Source organism: Micromonospora sp. NPDC005237, assembly GCF_040607775.1.
Classification (GTDB): Bacteria; Actinomycetota; Actinomycetes; order Mycobacteriales; family Micromonosporaceae; genus Micromonospora.
Window position 1 is genome coordinate 455,788 of the sequence record NZ_JBEXHJ010000007.1, and the last position, 16,534, is coordinate 472,321.

The 16,534-nt window shown below is 70.6% G+C and carries 15 protein-coding genes; 8 read left to right on the forward strand and 7 right to left on the reverse strand.

Features of this window, described 5'->3' with window-relative positions; all coding sequences use genetic code 11:
• The first annotated feature begins 15 nt into the window (after positions 1-15).
• Genes ABZT87_RS21710 through ABZT87_RS21720 form a run of 3 tightly spaced genes read left to right on the forward strand, consistent with a single transcriptional unit; the run spans position 16 to position 2,200 of the window.
• Positions 16-879 (forward strand): extradiol ring-cleavage dioxygenase, encoded by an 864-nt coding sequence (locus ABZT87_RS21710; RefSeq protein WP_139583672.1) that lies wholly within the window; start codon positions 16-18, stop codon positions 877-879.
• Positions 876-1,238 carry a hypothetical protein gene (locus tag ABZT87_RS21715; protein ID WP_355137712.1) on the forward strand — a complete coding sequence of 121 codons (363 nt, stop codon included), beginning with the start codon at positions 876-878 and terminating at the stop codon, positions 1,236-1,238. The genes ABZT87_RS21710 and ABZT87_RS21715 overlap by 4 nt, the downstream gene beginning before the upstream one ends.
• The gene (locus ABZT87_RS21720; protein ID WP_355137714.1) at positions 1,235-2,200 is read left to right on the forward strand and encodes a zinc-binding alcohol dehydrogenase family protein; all 966 of its coding nucleotides are present in this window, start codon (positions 1,235-1,237) and stop codon (positions 2,198-2,200) included. Before ABZT87_RS21715 ends, ABZT87_RS21720 begins: the two co-directional genes overlap by 4 nt.
• Positions 2,201-2,285: 85 nt before the next feature.
• Here ABZT87_RS21720 and ABZT87_RS21725 read toward each other — a convergent pair whose 3' ends face one another.
• Entirely contained in the window at positions 2,286-3,113 is an 828-nt protein-coding gene (locus ABZT87_RS21725; protein ID WP_355137716.1) for an AraC family transcriptional regulator, read from the reverse strand.
• Positions 3,114-3,163: 50 nt separating this feature from the next.
• On the opposite strand from ABZT87_RS21725, the gene ABZT87_RS21730 reads away from it, so the two are divergent.
• Together ABZT87_RS21730 and ABZT87_RS21735 are read left to right on the forward strand one after the other, a co-directional pair.
• Positions 3,164-3,586 carry a DUF2000 domain-containing protein gene (locus tag ABZT87_RS21730; protein WP_355137718.1) on the forward strand — a complete coding sequence of 141 codons (423 nt, stop codon included), beginning with the start codon at positions 3,164-3,166 and terminating at the stop codon, positions 3,584-3,586.
• A gap of 123 nt (positions 3,587-3,709) precedes the next feature.
• Positions 3,710-4,573 (forward strand): alginate lyase family protein, encoded by an 864-nt coding sequence (locus tag ABZT87_RS21735; protein ID WP_355137784.1) that lies wholly within the window; start codon positions 3,710-3,712, stop codon positions 4,571-4,573.
• A gap of 64 nt (positions 4,574-4,637) precedes the next feature.
• Here the strand turns inward: ABZT87_RS21735 and ABZT87_RS21740 are convergent, their stop codons facing one another.
• A complete protein-coding gene (locus ABZT87_RS21740) occupies positions 4,638-5,261 on the reverse strand; it encodes an ABC transporter permease (RefSeq protein WP_355137720.1) in 624 nt (207 codons plus the stop codon).
• On the opposite strand from ABZT87_RS21740, the gene ABZT87_RS21745 reads away from it, so the two are divergent.
• A complete protein-coding gene (locus ABZT87_RS21745; RefSeq protein ID WP_355137722.1) occupies positions 5,230-5,799 on the forward strand; it encodes a cellulose binding domain-containing protein in 570 nt (189 codons plus the stop codon). The genes ABZT87_RS21740 and ABZT87_RS21745 overlap by 32 nt on opposite strands.
• A gap of 53 nt (positions 5,800-5,852) precedes the next feature.
• Positions 5,853-7,256 carry a Si-specific NAD(P)(+) transhydrogenase gene (gene sthA, locus ABZT87_RS21750; RefSeq protein ID WP_355137724.1) on the forward strand — a complete coding sequence of 468 codons (1,404 nt, stop codon included), beginning with the start codon at positions 5,853-5,855 and terminating at the stop codon, positions 7,254-7,256.
• Positions 7,257-7,432: 176 nt separating this feature from the next.
• On the opposite strand, the gene ABZT87_RS21755 is transcribed toward sthA, so the two are convergent.
• Together ABZT87_RS21755 and ABZT87_RS21760 are read right to left on the reverse strand one after the other, a co-directional pair.
• Positions 7,433-8,857, reverse strand: a complete 1,425-nt coding sequence (locus tag ABZT87_RS21755) for an endo-1,4-beta-xylanase (RefSeq protein ID WP_355137726.1) — start codon at positions 8,855-8,857, stop codon at positions 7,433-7,435.
• Positions 8,858-8,890: 33 nt separating this feature from the next.
• Positions 8,891-10,264: a PHB depolymerase family esterase gene (locus ABZT87_RS21760; protein ID WP_354862451.1), complete on the reverse strand. Its 1,374-nt coding sequence runs from the start codon at positions 10,262-10,264 to the stop codon at positions 8,891-8,893.
• Between the two features lie 302 nt (positions 10,265-10,566).
• Between ABZT87_RS21760 and manD the strand changes: the two genes are divergently transcribed.
• Entirely contained in the window at positions 10,567-11,775 is a 1,209-nt protein-coding gene (gene manD / locus ABZT87_RS21765) for a D-mannonate dehydratase ManD (protein WP_355137728.1), read from the forward strand.
• A gap of 46 nt (positions 11,776-11,821) precedes the next feature.
• Here the strand turns inward: manD and ABZT87_RS21770 are convergent, their stop codons facing one another.
• The 3 genes from ABZT87_RS21770 to ABZT87_RS21780 form a co-directional block, all read right to left on the reverse strand.
• Positions 11,822-13,960 carry an alpha-glucuronidase gene (locus tag ABZT87_RS21770; protein WP_355137730.1) on the reverse strand — a complete coding sequence of 713 codons (2,139 nt, stop codon included), beginning with the start codon at positions 13,958-13,960 and terminating at the stop codon, positions 11,822-11,824.
• Between the two features lie 43 nt (positions 13,961-14,003).
• Complete coding sequence (locus ABZT87_RS21775) at positions 14,004-14,690, reverse strand: hypothetical protein (protein ID WP_355066465.1); 687 nt, start codon at positions 14,688-14,690, stop codon at positions 14,004-14,006.
• Between the two features lie 196 nt (positions 14,691-14,886).
• Complete coding sequence (locus ABZT87_RS21780) at positions 14,887-16,530, reverse strand: extracellular solute-binding protein (protein WP_355137732.1); 1,644 nt, start codon at positions 16,528-16,530, stop codon at positions 14,887-14,889.
• Positions 16,531-16,534: the final 4 nt, after the last annotated feature.

The following is a 16,534-nucleotide window of genomic DNA, read 5'->3' on the forward strand; positions in this document are numbered from 1 at the left end:
CCGAAAGGAGTGGGAATGGCCTCCATCGTCGCGGTCATCGCCTCCACCCACCACCCCTTCTACTACCGGGCCAGCACCGCGACCGGCGAGGACCGGCCACCGTTCGCCGACGAGTGGACCCGCAAGATCCTGGCCTTTCGGGAGACGTTGACCCGGGCCCGACCCGACGTGCTGGTGATGGTCGGCTCCGACCACTTCCACCAGCTCTGGTTGGACAACATGCCGCAGTTCCTGGTCGGCAAGGCGCCCTTCTACGACGCCAACTGGTACAACGAGGAGCGCGAGTTCGGGCTGCCGCGGATGCTGCTCACCGGCCAGGAGGACCTGTCCGCGCACATCCTGCGGGCGGGCCTGGACTCCGGTTTCGACCTGGCGTTCAGCAACGAGCTGCGCATCGACCACAGCATCACCTGCCCGATCATCACGTTGCGGCCCGAGGCCGACCTGCCGATCGTGCCGATCTACACGAACATCTTCGCTCCGCCGCTGCCGCAGCCGAAGCGCTTCGTCCAGCTCGGTGCGGCCATCCGGGAGATCGTCGAGTCCTGGCCGTCGCACCTGCGGGTGGCCGTCATCGGCACCGGTCACCTCTCCCTGGAGCTGGGCGGCCCCCGGCAGTTCGGCCCGCACGGCCCGGACCCGGAGTTCGACAGGCGGGCCGTCGAGTGGATCGCCAACGGGGACCTCGACGGGTGCCTACGCGAGGTCACCCTGGACAGCCTGCACTCGCCCGGCAACGCCACCCACGGCTTCATGGACTTCATGCTGATGATGGGTGTGGCCGGCGCCGGCGTGAAGGCCGACTACGTCGACACCCTCGACCTGTTCCACACCATGGAGGCGTACTTCACCTGGTACCCGAACGGAGCAGCGGCGTGAGCAAGTACCTGCTGGACAAGTTCCTGTTCATGGTCGACCGGGACCCTGACCTGGTTGAGCGCTACCGCAGCGAGCCGCGCGAGCTGGTCGCCTGGTGGGAGGCCGAGTGCGCCAACACGGTGCTGAACTGCCACACCGGCGAGGCGAGCACCTGGCTGCGCTTCGACGACACGGAGCGGGAGGCGTTGGCCAACCACGACCACGTGAAGCTCTTCGAGTTGGGGGCGCACCCGTTCCTCACCCTGACGCTCTTCATCGCCCTCTTCGAGCGGGACAACACCGAGCCGCTGGAGTACCAGAAGTCGTACGGCGCGCGGCTGGCCCACTTCTCGATGCCCTACCCGGACATCGCGACGTGATCCGCGCGGCCCTGCTCACCACCTGCGGCGCCCCACCGACGGTCGTCGAGCGGCTGGCCCCCGAGCTGGCCGACGGCGAGCTGACGGTCACCGTCGAGGCCGTGCCGATCACCCCGCTGGACCTGCTCTGTGCCAGCGGCACCAGCTACTTCGGCAGGCCGGCCACCCCGTACGTGCCGGGTGTGCAGGGCGTCGGCCGTCTCGTCGACGGCACGCCCGTCTGGTTCGGCACGTCGGCCGGGATGCGGTCCGGGGTGGACGGCAGCATGGCGACAACTGTCGCGGTGCCCGCCGCCGACGTGGTGACGCTGCCGACCGGCGTACCGCTGACCCTGCTCGCGGCCCTGGGCCTCTCCGCCGTCGCCGCGCACGCCGGCCTGACGTACGCCGGTGGCCTGGCGGCCGGCAACCAGGTCGTCGTGCTCGGCGCCGGTGGTGTGGTCGGCCAGGCGGCCATCCAGCTGGCCCTGCTCGGCGGGGCCCGCCGGGTCGTCGCGGTGGCCCGGTCGGCGGCGGCGCGGTCCCGTGCCGAGGAGCTCGGCGCGGCGGTCGCGATCCCGCTGCTTCCCGACGACGACGTCGCGTCGATGGCCGAGCGGCTGCGGGACGGCGCCGACGGCCCGGTCGACCTCGTCCTCGATCCGGTGTTCGGTGTGCCGGCCGCGGCGGCGCTGCGGGTGCTGCGTCCCGGTGGCTGCCTGGTCAACCTGGGCAGCGCGGCCGGCGCGACCGCGCCGATCGAGTCGGCCGTGCTGCGCGGCGGGTCGCTGCGCATGGTCGGCTACACCAACAACGGCCTGTCGACCGACGATCGGGCGGCGTCGCTGGCGCTGGTGGCCGGGCACGCCGCGGCCGGCCGGCTCACCGTCGACCACGAGATCGTGCCGTTCGACTCGGTCGCCGATGCCTGGGAACGCCAGAGCTCCGGCACCGCCGCCGGCCGCATCGTCCTCGCGCTCTGAGCCTCGACCGGATGCACGACACCCCCGCCGAGCTTCACCGCCGTGCCCGGCTCGGAGAGCAACGAGAAGCTGCGGCTGCTCGCGGTCATCGGCGGTCAGCGCCTCTGAGCCCGGGGGCCGCCGGGTAGCGGGCCGGGCTGACGCCCAGGAAACGCCGGAAGTGACGGCTCAGGTGCGCCTGGTCGAAGAACCCGGCGGCTGTGGCGGCCTCGGCGGGGCGCTGACCCGCGAGAAGCAGGCGACGCGCCAGCTCGACCCGGCGACCGGTCAGGTACGAGTGTGGTGGCAGCCCGTGTGCGCGTGTGAAGGCCCGGACCAGGTGGGTCGGGTGGGCGTGCAGCAGCTCGGCGGCCTCGCGCAGTGTGACGCCGTCGACGGTTCGGGCGTCCAGCAGCTCACGTAGCCGGTCGGCGAGGCCGGGCATCCCCGGCGCGGTGCTGACCGGCGCCCGTCCGCGGAGTTGCGTGCGCAGCCGGTCCAGGATGAGCGCGAGTCGGCTTTCGGCCTCGAACTCCTCACCCGGCGTGGCGAGCACGTGGTGCAGGTGGTGGATCCGGTCCCGCAGACGCGGATCGGCCAGGTCCGGTTCGTCCACCGCCCGGCCGACCAGGTCGGGGGCGAGGGCCGAGGTGTCGAGGTACAGGACCCGTTTGCGAAAGCCGCTCGCCGTGGCGGAGCGGCCGTCGTGCGGCACGTACGGCGGCAGCAGGGTGACCGATGTGCGCAGCGCGCCGTGCCGGTGCCGGTCCAGGTCGAAGCGGACCGCGCCGTCGTCGACGATCAGCAGCGTCCACACGTCGTGGACGTGCCGTGGGTACGCGTGGTCCACGAAATGGGCGTGGAAGACCTCGGCGACCCCGGCGACGGCGGGTCGCCACGCGCTGACCTGCGAGCCGGCCGGGCGGGTGGCCACGCTAAGAACGTACAAGACCGGTGGGTGTCGGCACCGGCAGGCTCGACGCCATGACCGAACCGATCCGATTTCCCACCAAGATCGCCGTGCTGCTCCGCAACGACCTGGTCGGCTGGCAGCGACTAAACGTCACCGCCTTTCTGGTCAGTGGCATCGCGCACGCCGAGCCGGAGCTGCTGGGCGAGGAGTACCGCGACGCGGACGGCACCTCGTACCTGCCGATGTTCGGCCAGCCGGTGCTGGTCTTCGCCGGCGACCGGGCGACCCTGACCAACGCGCACTCGCGGGCTCTCGCTCGCGGGCTGCGGCTCGCGGTGTTCACGTCCGAGCTGTTCGCCACCGGCAACGACCGGGACAACCGGGCCGCCGTGCAGGCGGTCGGCCGGGAGAAGCTCGACCTGGTGGGGCTGGCCCTGCACGCGCCGCGCACCGTGGTGGACAAGGTCCTCAAGGGCGCGGCCATGCACCCGTGAGCCCATCCGGCGCGGCGAAGACATTGATATCAATGGGTACGACTCCCGGCGCCCCGCGCCGTCGTCGAGTGCGGCTCCTACTCCAACCCCAACAACGGCTGCACGGACGAGCGCGAGGACGCGATCGCGGCGTACACCGACGCGCTCGCCTGGTACCTCACCGGCGACTCCCGGTACGCGCAGAAGGCGATCCAGATCATGGACGCCTGGTCGGCGACGATCACCTCGCACACCGGCAGCAACGGACCCCTGCAGACCGGCTGGGCGGCCTCGACCTGGCCCCGGGCCGCCGAGATCATCAAGTACACCTACGGGAGCTGGCCCAACGCCAACCGGTTCGCCACCATGCTGCGCAACGTCTACCTGCCGGTGGTCCGCAACGGCTCGAACAGCAACGGCAACTGGGAACTGACCATGATGGAGGCCGCCGTCGGCATCGCCGTCTTCCTGGAGGACCGCACCGCCTACGACGCGGCGGTCACCCGCTTCCTCAACCGCACCCGCGCCTTCATCTACCTGCCCAGCGACGGCGCGCTGCCGTACACCGTGCCCGGCAGCGGCCTGGACACCAGCTCGGAGATCATCGGCTACTGGCAGGGCCAGTCCACCTTCGTCGCCGGCCTCGCGCAGGAGACCTGCCGGGACTTCGTCCACACCGGGTACGGGATCTCCGCCATCTCGCACGTCGCGGAGACTTCCCGCATCCAGGGCCGCGACCTGTACCCGCAGGTCGGTGAGCGGCTGCGGCAGGCGCTCGGCCTGCACTCGCGCTACCAACTCGGCGAGGCGGCACCCTCCTGGCTCTGCGGCGGCACCCTCACCCGGGGCCTCGGCCCCGTCACCGAGGTCGGCTTCAACGCGCTGAGCAACCGGCTGGGCACCGTCATGACCAACACGCAGACCCTCACGCTGCAACAGCGACCCGCCGGCACCAACAACCTCTTCGTCGCCTGGGAGACGCTGACCCACGCGAGCAACCCCAACTGACCGCGCCGCGGCGGGCCGGCGTCGAACCCCCTCGACGCCGGCCCACCCCCGTACCTGGGCGCGCTCAGCCCTCGACGCCCAACGCCACCACCGGGCTGACCCGCGACGCCCGCCGCGCCGGCAGCACGCCGGCCAGCGCGGTCAGCCCGACAAGCGCCGCGAAGAGCCCGACCAGCGACAGCACCGGCAGCGACAGCGGCGCGTTGAGCCCGAGCGCCCGCACCGCCAACCAGGCGTACGGGACGCCGAGCAGCAGACCGAAACTCGCACCGATCACCCCGTAGAGGCCGGACTCGACGGTCAGCATCGTGCGCAGCCCCGCCCGGGACAGGCCGACGGCGCGCAGCAGCCCGGACTCACGGACCCGCTCGACGACCGACAGCGCGGTCGTGGAACCCACGCCGACGACCGCGATCAGCACGGTCAGGCTGACCAGGCCGGCAGTGATCCAGACCAGGGCACTCAGCACCGCGTCGTTGCGATCCCGCTCGTCGGCGAGCACCCCGATGCCCAGCCCGGCGCCGTTCCCGATCGCCTGCCGCAGCGCCCGCACCCCGGCGGTGCGGCCGTCCTCGCCCGCGTGCGCCGCGTCGGCCAGCAGACCGGTGTACGCCGTCGGCCCGCCGATCCGGTCCAGGTCGGCACGGTCGGCGAGGATGCCCGCGTACTGGGCCCCGTCGACCGACAACGTCGTGCTCGACCGGTACGAGGTGTACCGGGTCGACGCCGGTGGTGCGCTGACCCGGGTCGGCGAGGTGTACCAGAACCCGCCGGGGCGCACCAGCACCCAGGTCAGCGGATTGACGCCGAACACGACGTACACCTTCGTGGTCCGCGCCCGCGATGAGGCCGGCAACTGGTCGGCGCTGTCGCCGCCGGTCACCGTGACCACCCTGCCGCCCCCGCCGAGCTGCGCGGTCCACACCGTCGTCCGGCAGAGGTCGGACGGCTTCGTGGCGTACCTCGCCGTCGAGAACACCGGCACCACGGCGGTGAACGGCTGGACGATGACCTGGCGGTTCTGGGCCAGTCAGGAGTTGCGGGCCCTCTGGGGCGCGCAGGTCGTCGACCGGCCGAACAACAGCTACCTGCGGGTGCGCAACACCGGCCACAACGCGGTGATCAGGCCCGGCGGCACCGTGTCGCTGGGCGTCGTCGCCACCGGGACGCAGGTGCCGGAGGAGGTCACGCTGAACGGCGGCATCTGCGTGGTGGCAGACAAGTAACGCTCACGTCCGGGGTCTGGCGTCGATGGCGACATCTTGCGACGCTAACGATCGTGTATGACTACGACCTGTTGGTGCTGGGCTCCGGACCCAGCGGTCAGAAGGCCGCGATCGCCGCCGCAAAGCTCGGCAGGCGGGTCGGCATCGTGGACCGCCGCGACATGATCGGTGGGGTGTGCATCAACACCGGCACCGTCCCGTCCAAGACGCTGCGGGAGGCCGTGCTCTATCTGACCGGCCTGAGCCAGCGCGACCTGTACGGCAGCAGCTACCGGGTCAAGGAGGAGATCACGGTCAGCGACCTGGCCGCCCGCACCCAGCACGTGATCACCCGACAGACCGACGTCATCCGCAACCAGCTCGCCCGCAACCGGGTCGCGATGATCACCGGGACCGGGCGCTTCGCGGACGCGCACTCCATCTGGGTCGACGCCGGCTCGGGACGCGAGTCGAAGGTGACGTTCGACAAGGCCATCATCGCGGCCGGCACCCGCCCGGCCCGCCCGGACAGCGTCGACTTCGACGACCGGACCATCGTGGACTCCGACGGCGTCATCAACCTCCAGGCCGTCCCGCGCAGCATGGTCGTGGTCGGCGCCGGTGTGATCGGCATGGAGTACGCGTCGATGTTCGCCGCCCTCGGCACCAAGGTGACCGTCGTGGAGCGCCGCGAGCGGATGCTCGAGTTCTGTGACGAGGAGGTGGTCGAGTCACTCAAATACCACCTACGCGACCTGTCCGTGGCGTTCCGCTTCGGCGAGGAGGTCGCCGCGGTGGAGAAGCACCAGACCGCGGCGCTGTGCATCCTCAAGAGCGGCAAGAAGATCGTCGCGGACACCGTCATGTACTCGGCCGGCCGGCAGGGCCAGACCGACGACCTGGCTCTGGAGGCGGCCGGGCTGGCGGCGGACCGACGCGGCCGGATCGCTGTCGACGCCAACTACCGCACCCCGGTCGACAACATCTACGCCGTCGGCGACGTGATCGGCTTCCCGGCGTTGGCATCCACCTCGATGGAGCAGGGTCGGCTGGCCGCGCAGCACGCCTGCGGCGAGCCGATCCGGGAGATGCACGGCCTGCAACCCATCGGCATCTACACCATCCCGGAGATCAGTTTCGTCGGCCAGACCGAGGCCGAGCTGACCGACTCGTCGACGCCGTTCGAGGTGGGCATCGCGCGCTACCGCGAGCTGGCCCGTGGCCAGATCGTGGGCGACTCGTACGGGATGCTGAAGCTGCTCGTCTCCCCCGAGGACGGCCGACTGCTCGGGGTGCACGTGTTCGGCACCGCGGCGACCGAGATCGTCCACATCGGGCAGGCGGTGATCGGCTGCGGCGGCACGATCGACTACCTGGTCGACGCCGTGTTCAACTACCCGACCCTGGCCGAGGCGTACAAGGTGGCCGCGTTGGACGCGTCCAACAAGATCCGCAACATCACCCGCATCGACGACTGACCCCGGACCCCCACCCCCACCCCCGGCCCCGGACCCGGCCCCGGCCCCGGCCCCGGTGATCAAGAGGTTTGCGTCACGACACGCCGGGACGGGTGACGCAAACCTCTTGATCACGAGGGTGGAGCGGGGATGGGACCGGGTGGGGGTGGGGTGGGGTGGGGTGGGGTGGGTGGGTTTTAGCGGGGGGCGCAGGTGGGGGTCAGGGTGCCGGCGGTGCCGGTGCCTTGGAAGCCGAACTCCGTGGACTGTCCGGCCCCGACCTGGCCGTTGTAGGACACGTTCGTCCAGTTCGTCGTGCCGCTGTTACCGCTGCGGTCGGCGCTCCAGGCGTTGGTGACGGTCGCGCCGGACGGCAGCGTGAGCGTCACGGTCCACCCGTTGAGGGCCGACGAGCCGGCGGTCACCCGTACGTTCGCCACGAAGCCGCCGTTCCACTGGTTCACCGTCACCGACGCCGAGCAGCCGGTCTGCCCCGGCGGCGGGGTCGTGGGCGGAGGCGTCGTGGGCGGAGGCGTCGTGGGCGGCGGGGTGGTGGGCGGAGGCGTCGTCGGCGGCGGAGTGGTGGGCGGCGGGGTCGTCGGGTTGGTACCGCTGTTCAGCGCCGCGAGCACGGCGTCGTACGCGGCCTTCTTCTGCCCGCTGCTGTTGAACAGCAGCGGCGTCTGCGAGGACCGCCACGAGTCGCTGTCGCGGATGCCCCACACGGTGATGCCGTTGCAGCGCGGCACCGCCAGGCAGTCCTCGACCACGGCGCGGTACGTGTTCGCCGGAGCGCCCTGGATGTCCAGCTCGGTGATCTGCACGTCCACGCCCAGCGCCGCGAAGCTCGACAGCGTGGTGCGGTAGTTGCTGGCGTACGGGGAGTCGTTGTTGAAGTGCGACTGGAATCCGACGCAGTCGATCGGCACGCCACGGGCCTTGAAGTCCCGCACCATGTTGTAGACGCCCTGGGTCTTTGCCCAGGTCCAGTTGTCGATGTTGTAGTCGTTGTAGCAGAGCTTCGCGCCCGGGTCCGCCGCTCGCGCGGCGCGGAACGCGGCCTCGATCCAGTCGTTGCCGGTGCGCTGCAGGTTCGAGTCTCGACGGCCACCGGAGTTGCCGTCGGCGAACGCCTCGTTCACCACGTCCCAGGAATAGATCTGTCCCCGGTAGTGGGTCGCCACCTGCGTCACGTGGTTGAGCATCGCGTTGCGCAGCGCGGTGCCCTCCATGCCCTGCATCCACCCCGGCTGCTGGCCGTGCCAGGCCAGGGTGTGACCGCGTACCTGCATTCCGTGGCTGCGTGCGTGGTTGACGATCGGATCCGCCTGGGTGTAGCGGAACTGACCCTGCTGCGGCTCGGTCGCGTCGATCTTCATCTCGTTCTCGGCCGTCACCATGTTGAACTCGCGGTTCAAGATCGTGGTGTACGCGCTGTCCGAGAGCTTGTTCGCGGCCACCGCCGTACCGAAGTAGCGGCCCTTCTCCGCCGCGGACGCGCCCAGGGTGGTTCCGGCGGACGCGGGCGTCACCAGGACCAGCGCCATGCCGGCGGCGAGAGCGCCCGCGCCGCTCAGCGCGATCACGGCTCTCGATGCCGCCTTCCATCTCGTTCTGCTCATCGTGCGACTCCGTTTGTCAATGGTGGTGGGTGGTCAGGAGACCGCGCAGGTGGCCCCGTTGAGGGCGAACGACGAGGGCTTGCCGGTGCCGCCGGTGTGGGTGGCCTGGAAACCGATCTCGACCGACGCGTTCGGCGCGATGGTGCCGTTGTAGGAGACGTTGCGGGCGGTGACCGCTCCGCTCGTCGGGGAGTAGGTGGCGTTCCAGCCGTTGGTGATGGTCTGGCCGCTGGGCAGCGTGAAGGTCAGCGCCCACCCGTTGACGGCGGCGGTTCCGGTGTTGGTGATGGTCACGCTCGCGGTGAGACCCGAGTTCCAGGCGTTGACCGTGTATCCGACGCGGCACGCGCCCGCACTCGGCGGCGGCGTGGTCGGCGGCGGAGTCGTCGGGGGCGGCGTGGTGGGTGGCGGCGTAGTCGGGGGCGGCGTGGTCGGGGGCGGAGTCGTCGGCGGCGGCGTCGTCGGCGGCGGCGTCGTCGGGGGCGGCGTCGTGCCGTCCAGGCCGAAGAAGCGGATCACCTGGGCGGCGTCGACCGGGATGTTGTGCGTGACGCCCTGCATGCTGATCGCCTCGACCGGTGCCATCGGGCCGCTGCTGCCGTACCGGGTGCGGGTGTACCCGGACTGCGGGGAGTCGGTGTACGTCGGGGTCTGGCTCAGACCGTGGACGTTCGTCCACTGCTTGATCTGCTCGCCGAAGTTCGGGTAGCGCAGCGTCTCGTCGCTGGTGCCGTGCCAGATCTGCATCCGCGGTCGCCGGCCGGTGTAGCCGGGGTACGCCCCGCGGACCAGGTCACCCCACTGCTGCGCGGTCTTGATGGACTGCCCGTTCGCGCACTCGCTGTTCCACTCCGAGGTGCCCCCGGTGGCGAAGCAGGCGAACGGCACCCCGGCGAACGACGCGCCCGCCGCGAACACGTCCGGGTAGTCGCCGAGCATGACGTTGGTCATCATCGCGCCCGACGAGGTGCCGGTGGCGAAGACGCGGTCCGGGTCGGCGGAGTACCGCTGCTTCACGTAATCGATCATCGACACGAGCCCGACCGGGTCGCTGCCGCCACCTCGGCGCAGCGCCTGCGGCGAGGCCACGTCCCAGCACTTGCTGCTGCGCGTCGCCGACGGGTAGATGACAATGAATCCATACCGGTCGGCGAGGGACGCGTACTGCGTGCCGGAGTAGAAGGCGGGGCCCGTTCCGGTGCAGTAGTGCAGGGCGAGCAGGATTCCTGGCCGGGATGCGACCCGGTCCGGGACGTACAGATGCATCTGGAGGTTTGTGGGGTTGTTGCCGAAGCCGGTCACCTGGGTGAGCGTCGCGGCCGATGCGGGGGTGGCGAACGCCAGCGCGGCGGCGGCGACTGTCGCGACCGCCGTGAGGACGCCGAGCAGCCTTGTCTTCAGTGTCATGGTTCGCGATTCCTCGGGAGAATGGCGCATGGAAGGGGGTTAGTCGAGGACTGCCCTTCGCCCGACCGTGACCGCGGCTCGCGTGACCGATGTCAGCTTCGATCGAGCACACTCGATTGTCAAGGCTTCCGGAAACCTTTCGGGACAAGGGATTGGGCGGTCACCTGCGCACGGGTGCGGGCCCGCCGAACCGTTCGGCGCCGACCGCCGGCCGCCGGCGGGATATTATCGGCACGTTCCCGGTAAGCAGAACGTCCTCGTGTGCACCCCCCTACGACCCCCGTAGGCACGAAGGAGATCGCGTGAAGATCGTCGATGCCCGGGTCATCGTGACCTGTCCGGGCCGCAACTTCGTCACCCTCAAGATCGTCACTGACGAGGGCGTCACCGGCGTCGGGGACGCCACCCTCAACGGCAGGGAGCTGGCCGTCGCGTCGTACCTGTCCGACCACGTGGCGCCGCTGCTGATCGGCCGGGACCCGGCGCGGATCGAGGACACCTGGCAGTACCTGTACCAGGGCGCGTACTGGCGGCGCGGGCCGGTCACGATGAGCGCGATCGCCGCGGTGGACACCGCGCTGTGGGACATCAAGGGCAAGGTGGCGGGCCTGCCGGTCTACCAGCTGCTCGGCGGCCGGTCCCGCGAGGGCGTCACGGTGTACGGCCACGCCAACGGCGAGACCGTCGAGGAGGTCCTGGTCGAGGTCGCCCGCTACGTCGACCTCGGCTACCGGGCGGTCCGGGTGCAGTGCGGTGTGCCGGGCCTGCCCAAGACGTACGGGGTCAGCGCCGACAAGCTCTTCTACGAGCCGGCCGACGCGGCGCTGCCCAGCGAGGCCACCTGGTCGACGCCGCGCTACCTGACCCACGTGCCCACCGTGTTCGCCCGGGTCCGCGACGAGTTCGGCCCCACCCTGCGGTTGCTGCACGACGTGCACCACCGGCTCACGCCCATCGAGGCGGCTCGGCTCGGCCAGAGTCTGGAGCCCTACGCGCTGACCTGGATGGAGGATCCGGTCCCCGCCGACCTCCAGGAGGGCTTCCGGCTGATCCGGCAGCACACCACCACCCCGATCGCCGTGGGCGAGGTCTTCAACAGCGTCTTCGACGCGGCGCAGCTCATCCGGGAACAGCTCATCGACTACATCCGGGCCACGGTGGTGCACGCCGGCGGCATCAACCACCTGCGGCGCATCTTCGACCTCGCCGCGCTGCACCACGTCCGCAGCGGCTCACACGGCGCCACCGACCTGTCGCCCGTGTGCATGGCCGCCGCGCTCCAGCTCGACATCTCGATCCCCAACTTCGGCCTGCAGGAGTACATGCGGCACACCGCGCAGACCGACGAGGTGTTCCCGCACGGCTACCACTACGCCGACGGCTACCTGCATCCCGCCGAGACCCCCGGGCTGGGCGTCGACATCGACGAGGAGGCGGCGGCCCGCTACCCGTACGCGCCCGCGTACCTGCCGGTGAACCGGTTGGAGGACGGGACCGTACACCCCTGGTGAGCGCGACAGCGCCGGTGCTCCGGCCGGCCCGATCGGGCCGGCCGGATCAGTGGATGCGCCGCCCCCGCGCGTCGGGCACCCCGGACTTGCGGAAGAAGTACGAGTTGATCTGGTCCCGCCACTCGGCGGCGCAGCGCACCTGCTCGTCGAGGCGCTCGGCCACCCGTTCGTACACGGCCGGATCGATCATCCCGTTCAGGGTCTGCCACCGCTGCCGCATCACCGCCACCTCCTCGACGCCAGCGAAGTGGGTGTCGTAGATGTGCTGGATGACTGTGGACCCGCTGTGCAGGACGTGCGTGTACGGGACGTGGTGGAAGAAGAGCAGCAGCTCGTCCGGGCAGGTCCGCGGCGACTCGTACACCTCGGCCCAGTAGGGCGGGTACTGGCCGGCGAAACCGGTGCCCGAGGCGCGACTGCGGTCCACGCCGACGCCGTCACGGTCGGCGAAGTGGTAGGTGCCCCACCGCGAGTACTCGTACCCGTCGACATCGGGGCCGTAGTGGTCGCCGGGATGGACCATGAAGCCGACGCCCAGCGGGGCGGTGTACCGCTCGTACGTCCGCCAGGAGTCGTCCATGATCTCGTGCAGCGTCCGCCGCACCAGCTCCGGCTCGGCGGTGGCCGACGGCGGGAACGTCAACGTCATCCACTCGTCGAGAACCGCCGTCGGATCGAGGCGCGGATCCCAGGCGAGCCGGCCGAACGTGTAGAGGTTGGCCTGTGCCAGCGGGTGCCCCGTCCAGAAGGGGTCGTCGCCGGTGTTGGCGACGGCGACCAGGCCACCGCCCTTGCCGGCCTCCCCGGTGACCACGTCGGCGATCGTCCGCCCGCCGGGACCCCAGGGCGCGAAGCGCAGCACGTCACCCCAGCACGGCCCGAGGTGGCAGACGTGCCGCTGCTGACCCGTGTACTCCTGGGTGACCTGCAGCTCGACGGCGATCCGGGTGGCCGGCATGGCGGCCAGCACCGGCGAGACCGGCTCGCGCGTCTGGAAGTCCACCGGGCCGAACTTCACCTGGAGGACCACGTTGGCGCGGAACCGCCCGTCGAGCGGGGCGAAGTGGTCGTACGCGGCCCGCGCCCGGTCGGTGGAGCGGTCCCGCCAGTCCTGGTGGTGGTTGTAGACGAACGCCCGCCAGTGCACCACTCCCCCGTACGGGGCGAGGGCCTCGGCGAGCAGGTTCGCCCCGTCGGCGTGGTCGCGCCCGTAGGTGAACGGGCCGGGTTGCCCCTCGGAGTCGGCCTTCACCACGTAGCCGCCGAAGTCGTCGATGCGCTCGTACACCCGCCGGGTGGTGGCCGCCCACCAGGCGCGTACCTCGTCGTCGAACGGGTCGGCGGTGGACAGTCCGCCGAGGACCATCGGCGCGGCGAAGGTGACCGACAGATGCACCCGGATGTTGTACGGGCGCAGCACGTCCGCGATCTCGGCCACGTCGCCGAGCCGGTCGGTGAGCAGCAGCGCCTCGACGCGACCCACGTTGACGTTGTTCACCGAGATCGCGTTGATCCCGCTGGCGGCCAGCAGCCGCCCGTACTCCCGGATCCGAGCCAGATCCCCGCGCGGACGGCCACCGGCCCAGAAGATCGAGCCGCCCGCGTACCCCCGTTCGACCTGACCCATCACCGGGTGCACGGCCACGTTGTCCCAGTGGTTCAGCATCCGTCGGCGCAGCGTGGGCCGGTGCAGCTCGGGTGGACGGGCCGGGTCGAACGCCGCCGCGCAGAGCCGTACGACGTGGAACAGCCCGTACAGCAGGCCGGCGGGCGCGTCGGCCAGCACCACCGTCACCTCGCCCGCGCGGGCCAGTAGGAACCCCTCGTCGCCGAGCGTCGCACCGTCGCCCAGGTCGACGAGCGCCGCCTCCCCCGCCGACCGCGCCGCCTCGACCGCGGAGCTGGGCAGCTCGTCGGCGTCGCGCAGGGTGAGCACCAGGTCGGCGTCGACGTCCCAGGAGGGGGAATGCCAGACCCGCCCGCCGTAGCGCGTGCAGGCGCGCGTCACCTCGTCGAGGACGGTGTCGACGAGCAGCCCGTCGCCGTGCACGAGGACGCGGCGCGCGCCGAGCGCCCGGAAGGCCTCCGGTGGAAGCCAGGCGGGGTACACGCGCGGCTGCTCGATGTCGGGCGGTTCTGCCACGAACACCGGCTCCTCCAGGTCCATCGACTCGTGCGCGTTCACGCGTCCTCCCGGCCGAAGCGCACCTCGGCGGTCGCGGACAGGCTCATGCGGTGAACTCCTTCCGGATCAGGTGGATCATCGGGTCGCCGACGCGCAGGACCGCCAGGACCACGACCGAGGCGAGCAGCGCCAGGACCGCTTCGGAGAAGACCGCGGTGACCCCGGCCGCCGCGGCGAGCAGCAGGGCGTTGCCGACGGTGACCCCGGGGGTACGGACGAGGAAGTGCACGGCCAGGCGCAGGACGTCGCGGGTGCGGAACTCGAACAGCGAGGTGATCACCAACGCGTTGGCCGCGCAGAGGGTCACCCCGACCGCGATCAGGACCAGCGGCACCACCCACCACCTCCCGAGGCCGACCGCGCCCCGGTACGCGAGGTTCAGCGCGAGCACGGTCAGCCACAGCAACGTCGGCGCCCAGACCCGCAGCGCGCCCCCGACGTTGATCCGGTAGCCGCGCCAGAACAGGGCGGCGGGCCGCAGGTCCGTCAGGTCGGGCCGCTGGTGGCGCAGGGCGTACAGGGCGGCGCAGACCGCCGGACCGACCGGCAGCAGCAGGAGCGCGGCCAGCGGCAGGTTGCTGGGGTCGCGGCCGAGCAGCAGCAGCGGGAGCAGGCCGGGCAGCGTGGTGACGAGGAGCAGCACCTCGATCACGAGCAGCGTGTAGACGCGGGACGCGAACCGGGACAGGGGCCCGTCGCCGAACTGCCGCCCGGCGTGCGCGGTGCTCATCAGTGCTCTCCCGGCTCGGCGCCGAGGTCGAGGTACGCGCGGCCGGTGCCGACGGCGAAGCGCCAGGCATCGGACAGTCGGCCCTGCGGATCCGCCGACACGGTCATGCGCGTCATCTGGTCCTCTTCGGTGCGGTGCGCGGCTGACGGTGCTCGGCCGGTCCGGTCGTGACGGGCACCACCGGACCGGCCGGCGGTCAGCCGTGGTCCTTCTGGTACCTGTCGTACGCCTTGTTGATCATGGCCAGGTAGGTGTCCATGTTCTTGCCCTTCAACTCGGCGAGGTACGCGTCCCACTGGGAGAAGTCGCGCTGGCCGAGTGCGAACTGCAGGGTCGCCTGGTAGACGTGGTCACGCAGCGGCGTCTCCCACAGTGACGCCTGCTCCCGTTCATCGTCGGTCAGGGGGTGCGGCGGTGGCACCGCGACCGACGGACGGGCGTTCAGCACCTTCTGGAACTCCTGCTCCTCCGGGGAGAAGAAGCCCTGCACCAGCTCCGGCTTGCCGCCGTAGGCGAACACGCCGTTGTAGAAGCCGAAGTCCTTCTGCAGGTGCTTGGACGCCTTCGGGTTCAGGCCGATGACGTTGACGTCGGGCGCCAGCTTGGGCTTGCCGGCGGCGTCCCGGACGAACGTCGTTCCCTCGACGCCCCACTTGGCGAACTCCTGGCCGGCGTCGGAATACCAGAGCCAGTCGATGAACTGCATCATCGCCACGAAGTTCTTGCTCTCGCGGGCCTTCGAGGAGATCATCACGCCGTTCTCCAACCGGCTGGCGGGGTTGACCTCACCGGCCGGCCCGATCGGCAGTGGGATCTTGGCGATCGTCGCCTTGGGGTTGGTCTTGGCGAGGTCGGGTCGGTAGTCGTTCACGACGGCCTGCGCGTTGGCGCTGATCACGAAGGACTTGCTGTTGGCGAGCTTCTGCCGGGCCTGCTCGTCGGTCTGGGTGAAGCTCTCCGGGTCGAGCAGCTTCTCCGACACCAGCTTGTTGAGGTACTGGAGCATCTGCTTGTACTGCTCCGTGGCGCCGGTGTAGACGAACTTCTTGGCGTTCGCGTCCCAGGAGGTGTGCTGGAAGTTCCAGCCCGCGCCCTGCAGTCCGTACGACACGGCCAGGATGTTGAGCAGGTTGCCGGCCGGGTTGGGCTTGCTCCACCGGTCGGAGAACGGATACACGTTCGGGTACCTGGCCTTCATGGCCTTGAGCACCGTGTAGAGGTCGTCCCAGGTCTTCGGGGCCGTCAGGTGCAACTCGTCGAGGATGTCGGTCCGGATCGCCAGCGAGTAGTCCTGCCAGGGCTTCTCGTGCAACCCCGGCAGCAGGTAGAACTTCCCGTCCTCCTGGCGCCGCCCGTCGAGTTCGGGCTTGAGGTTCCACCGCGAGATCTTGTCCTGCAGGTTGGGCATGAGGTCCAGGTAGTCGCTGACCGGCAGGACCGCCCCGGAGGAGACGTAGGCGTCCTCCTGGCCGGGGTACGTCTTCGGGATGATCATCGGGGCGTCGCCGGCGCCGATCAGCAGGCTGCGCTTCTGTTCGTAGTCGCTCAGCGGCACGGCGACCGGCGAGAGCGTGACGTTGGCCCGCGACTTCAGCTCATTCCAGAAGAGCCAGTCCTCGCGCAGCGGATAGTTCGGATGGTTGTTGTAGAGGATCGAAAAGGAGACCGGCTCGCTCGCCTTGAACTGCTTGCCGATGCCGTAGTCGGCCATCGCGCCGGCCCGGTTCTCCGACAGGTCCTTGGCGTCGGACGGATCCTCGCTACAGGCGGCGATACTGGTGGCCGCGAGCAGAGCGGCTACCGCCGCTGTCGCGGCGCGGCGCCACGATCGGTGGAGCATGGCG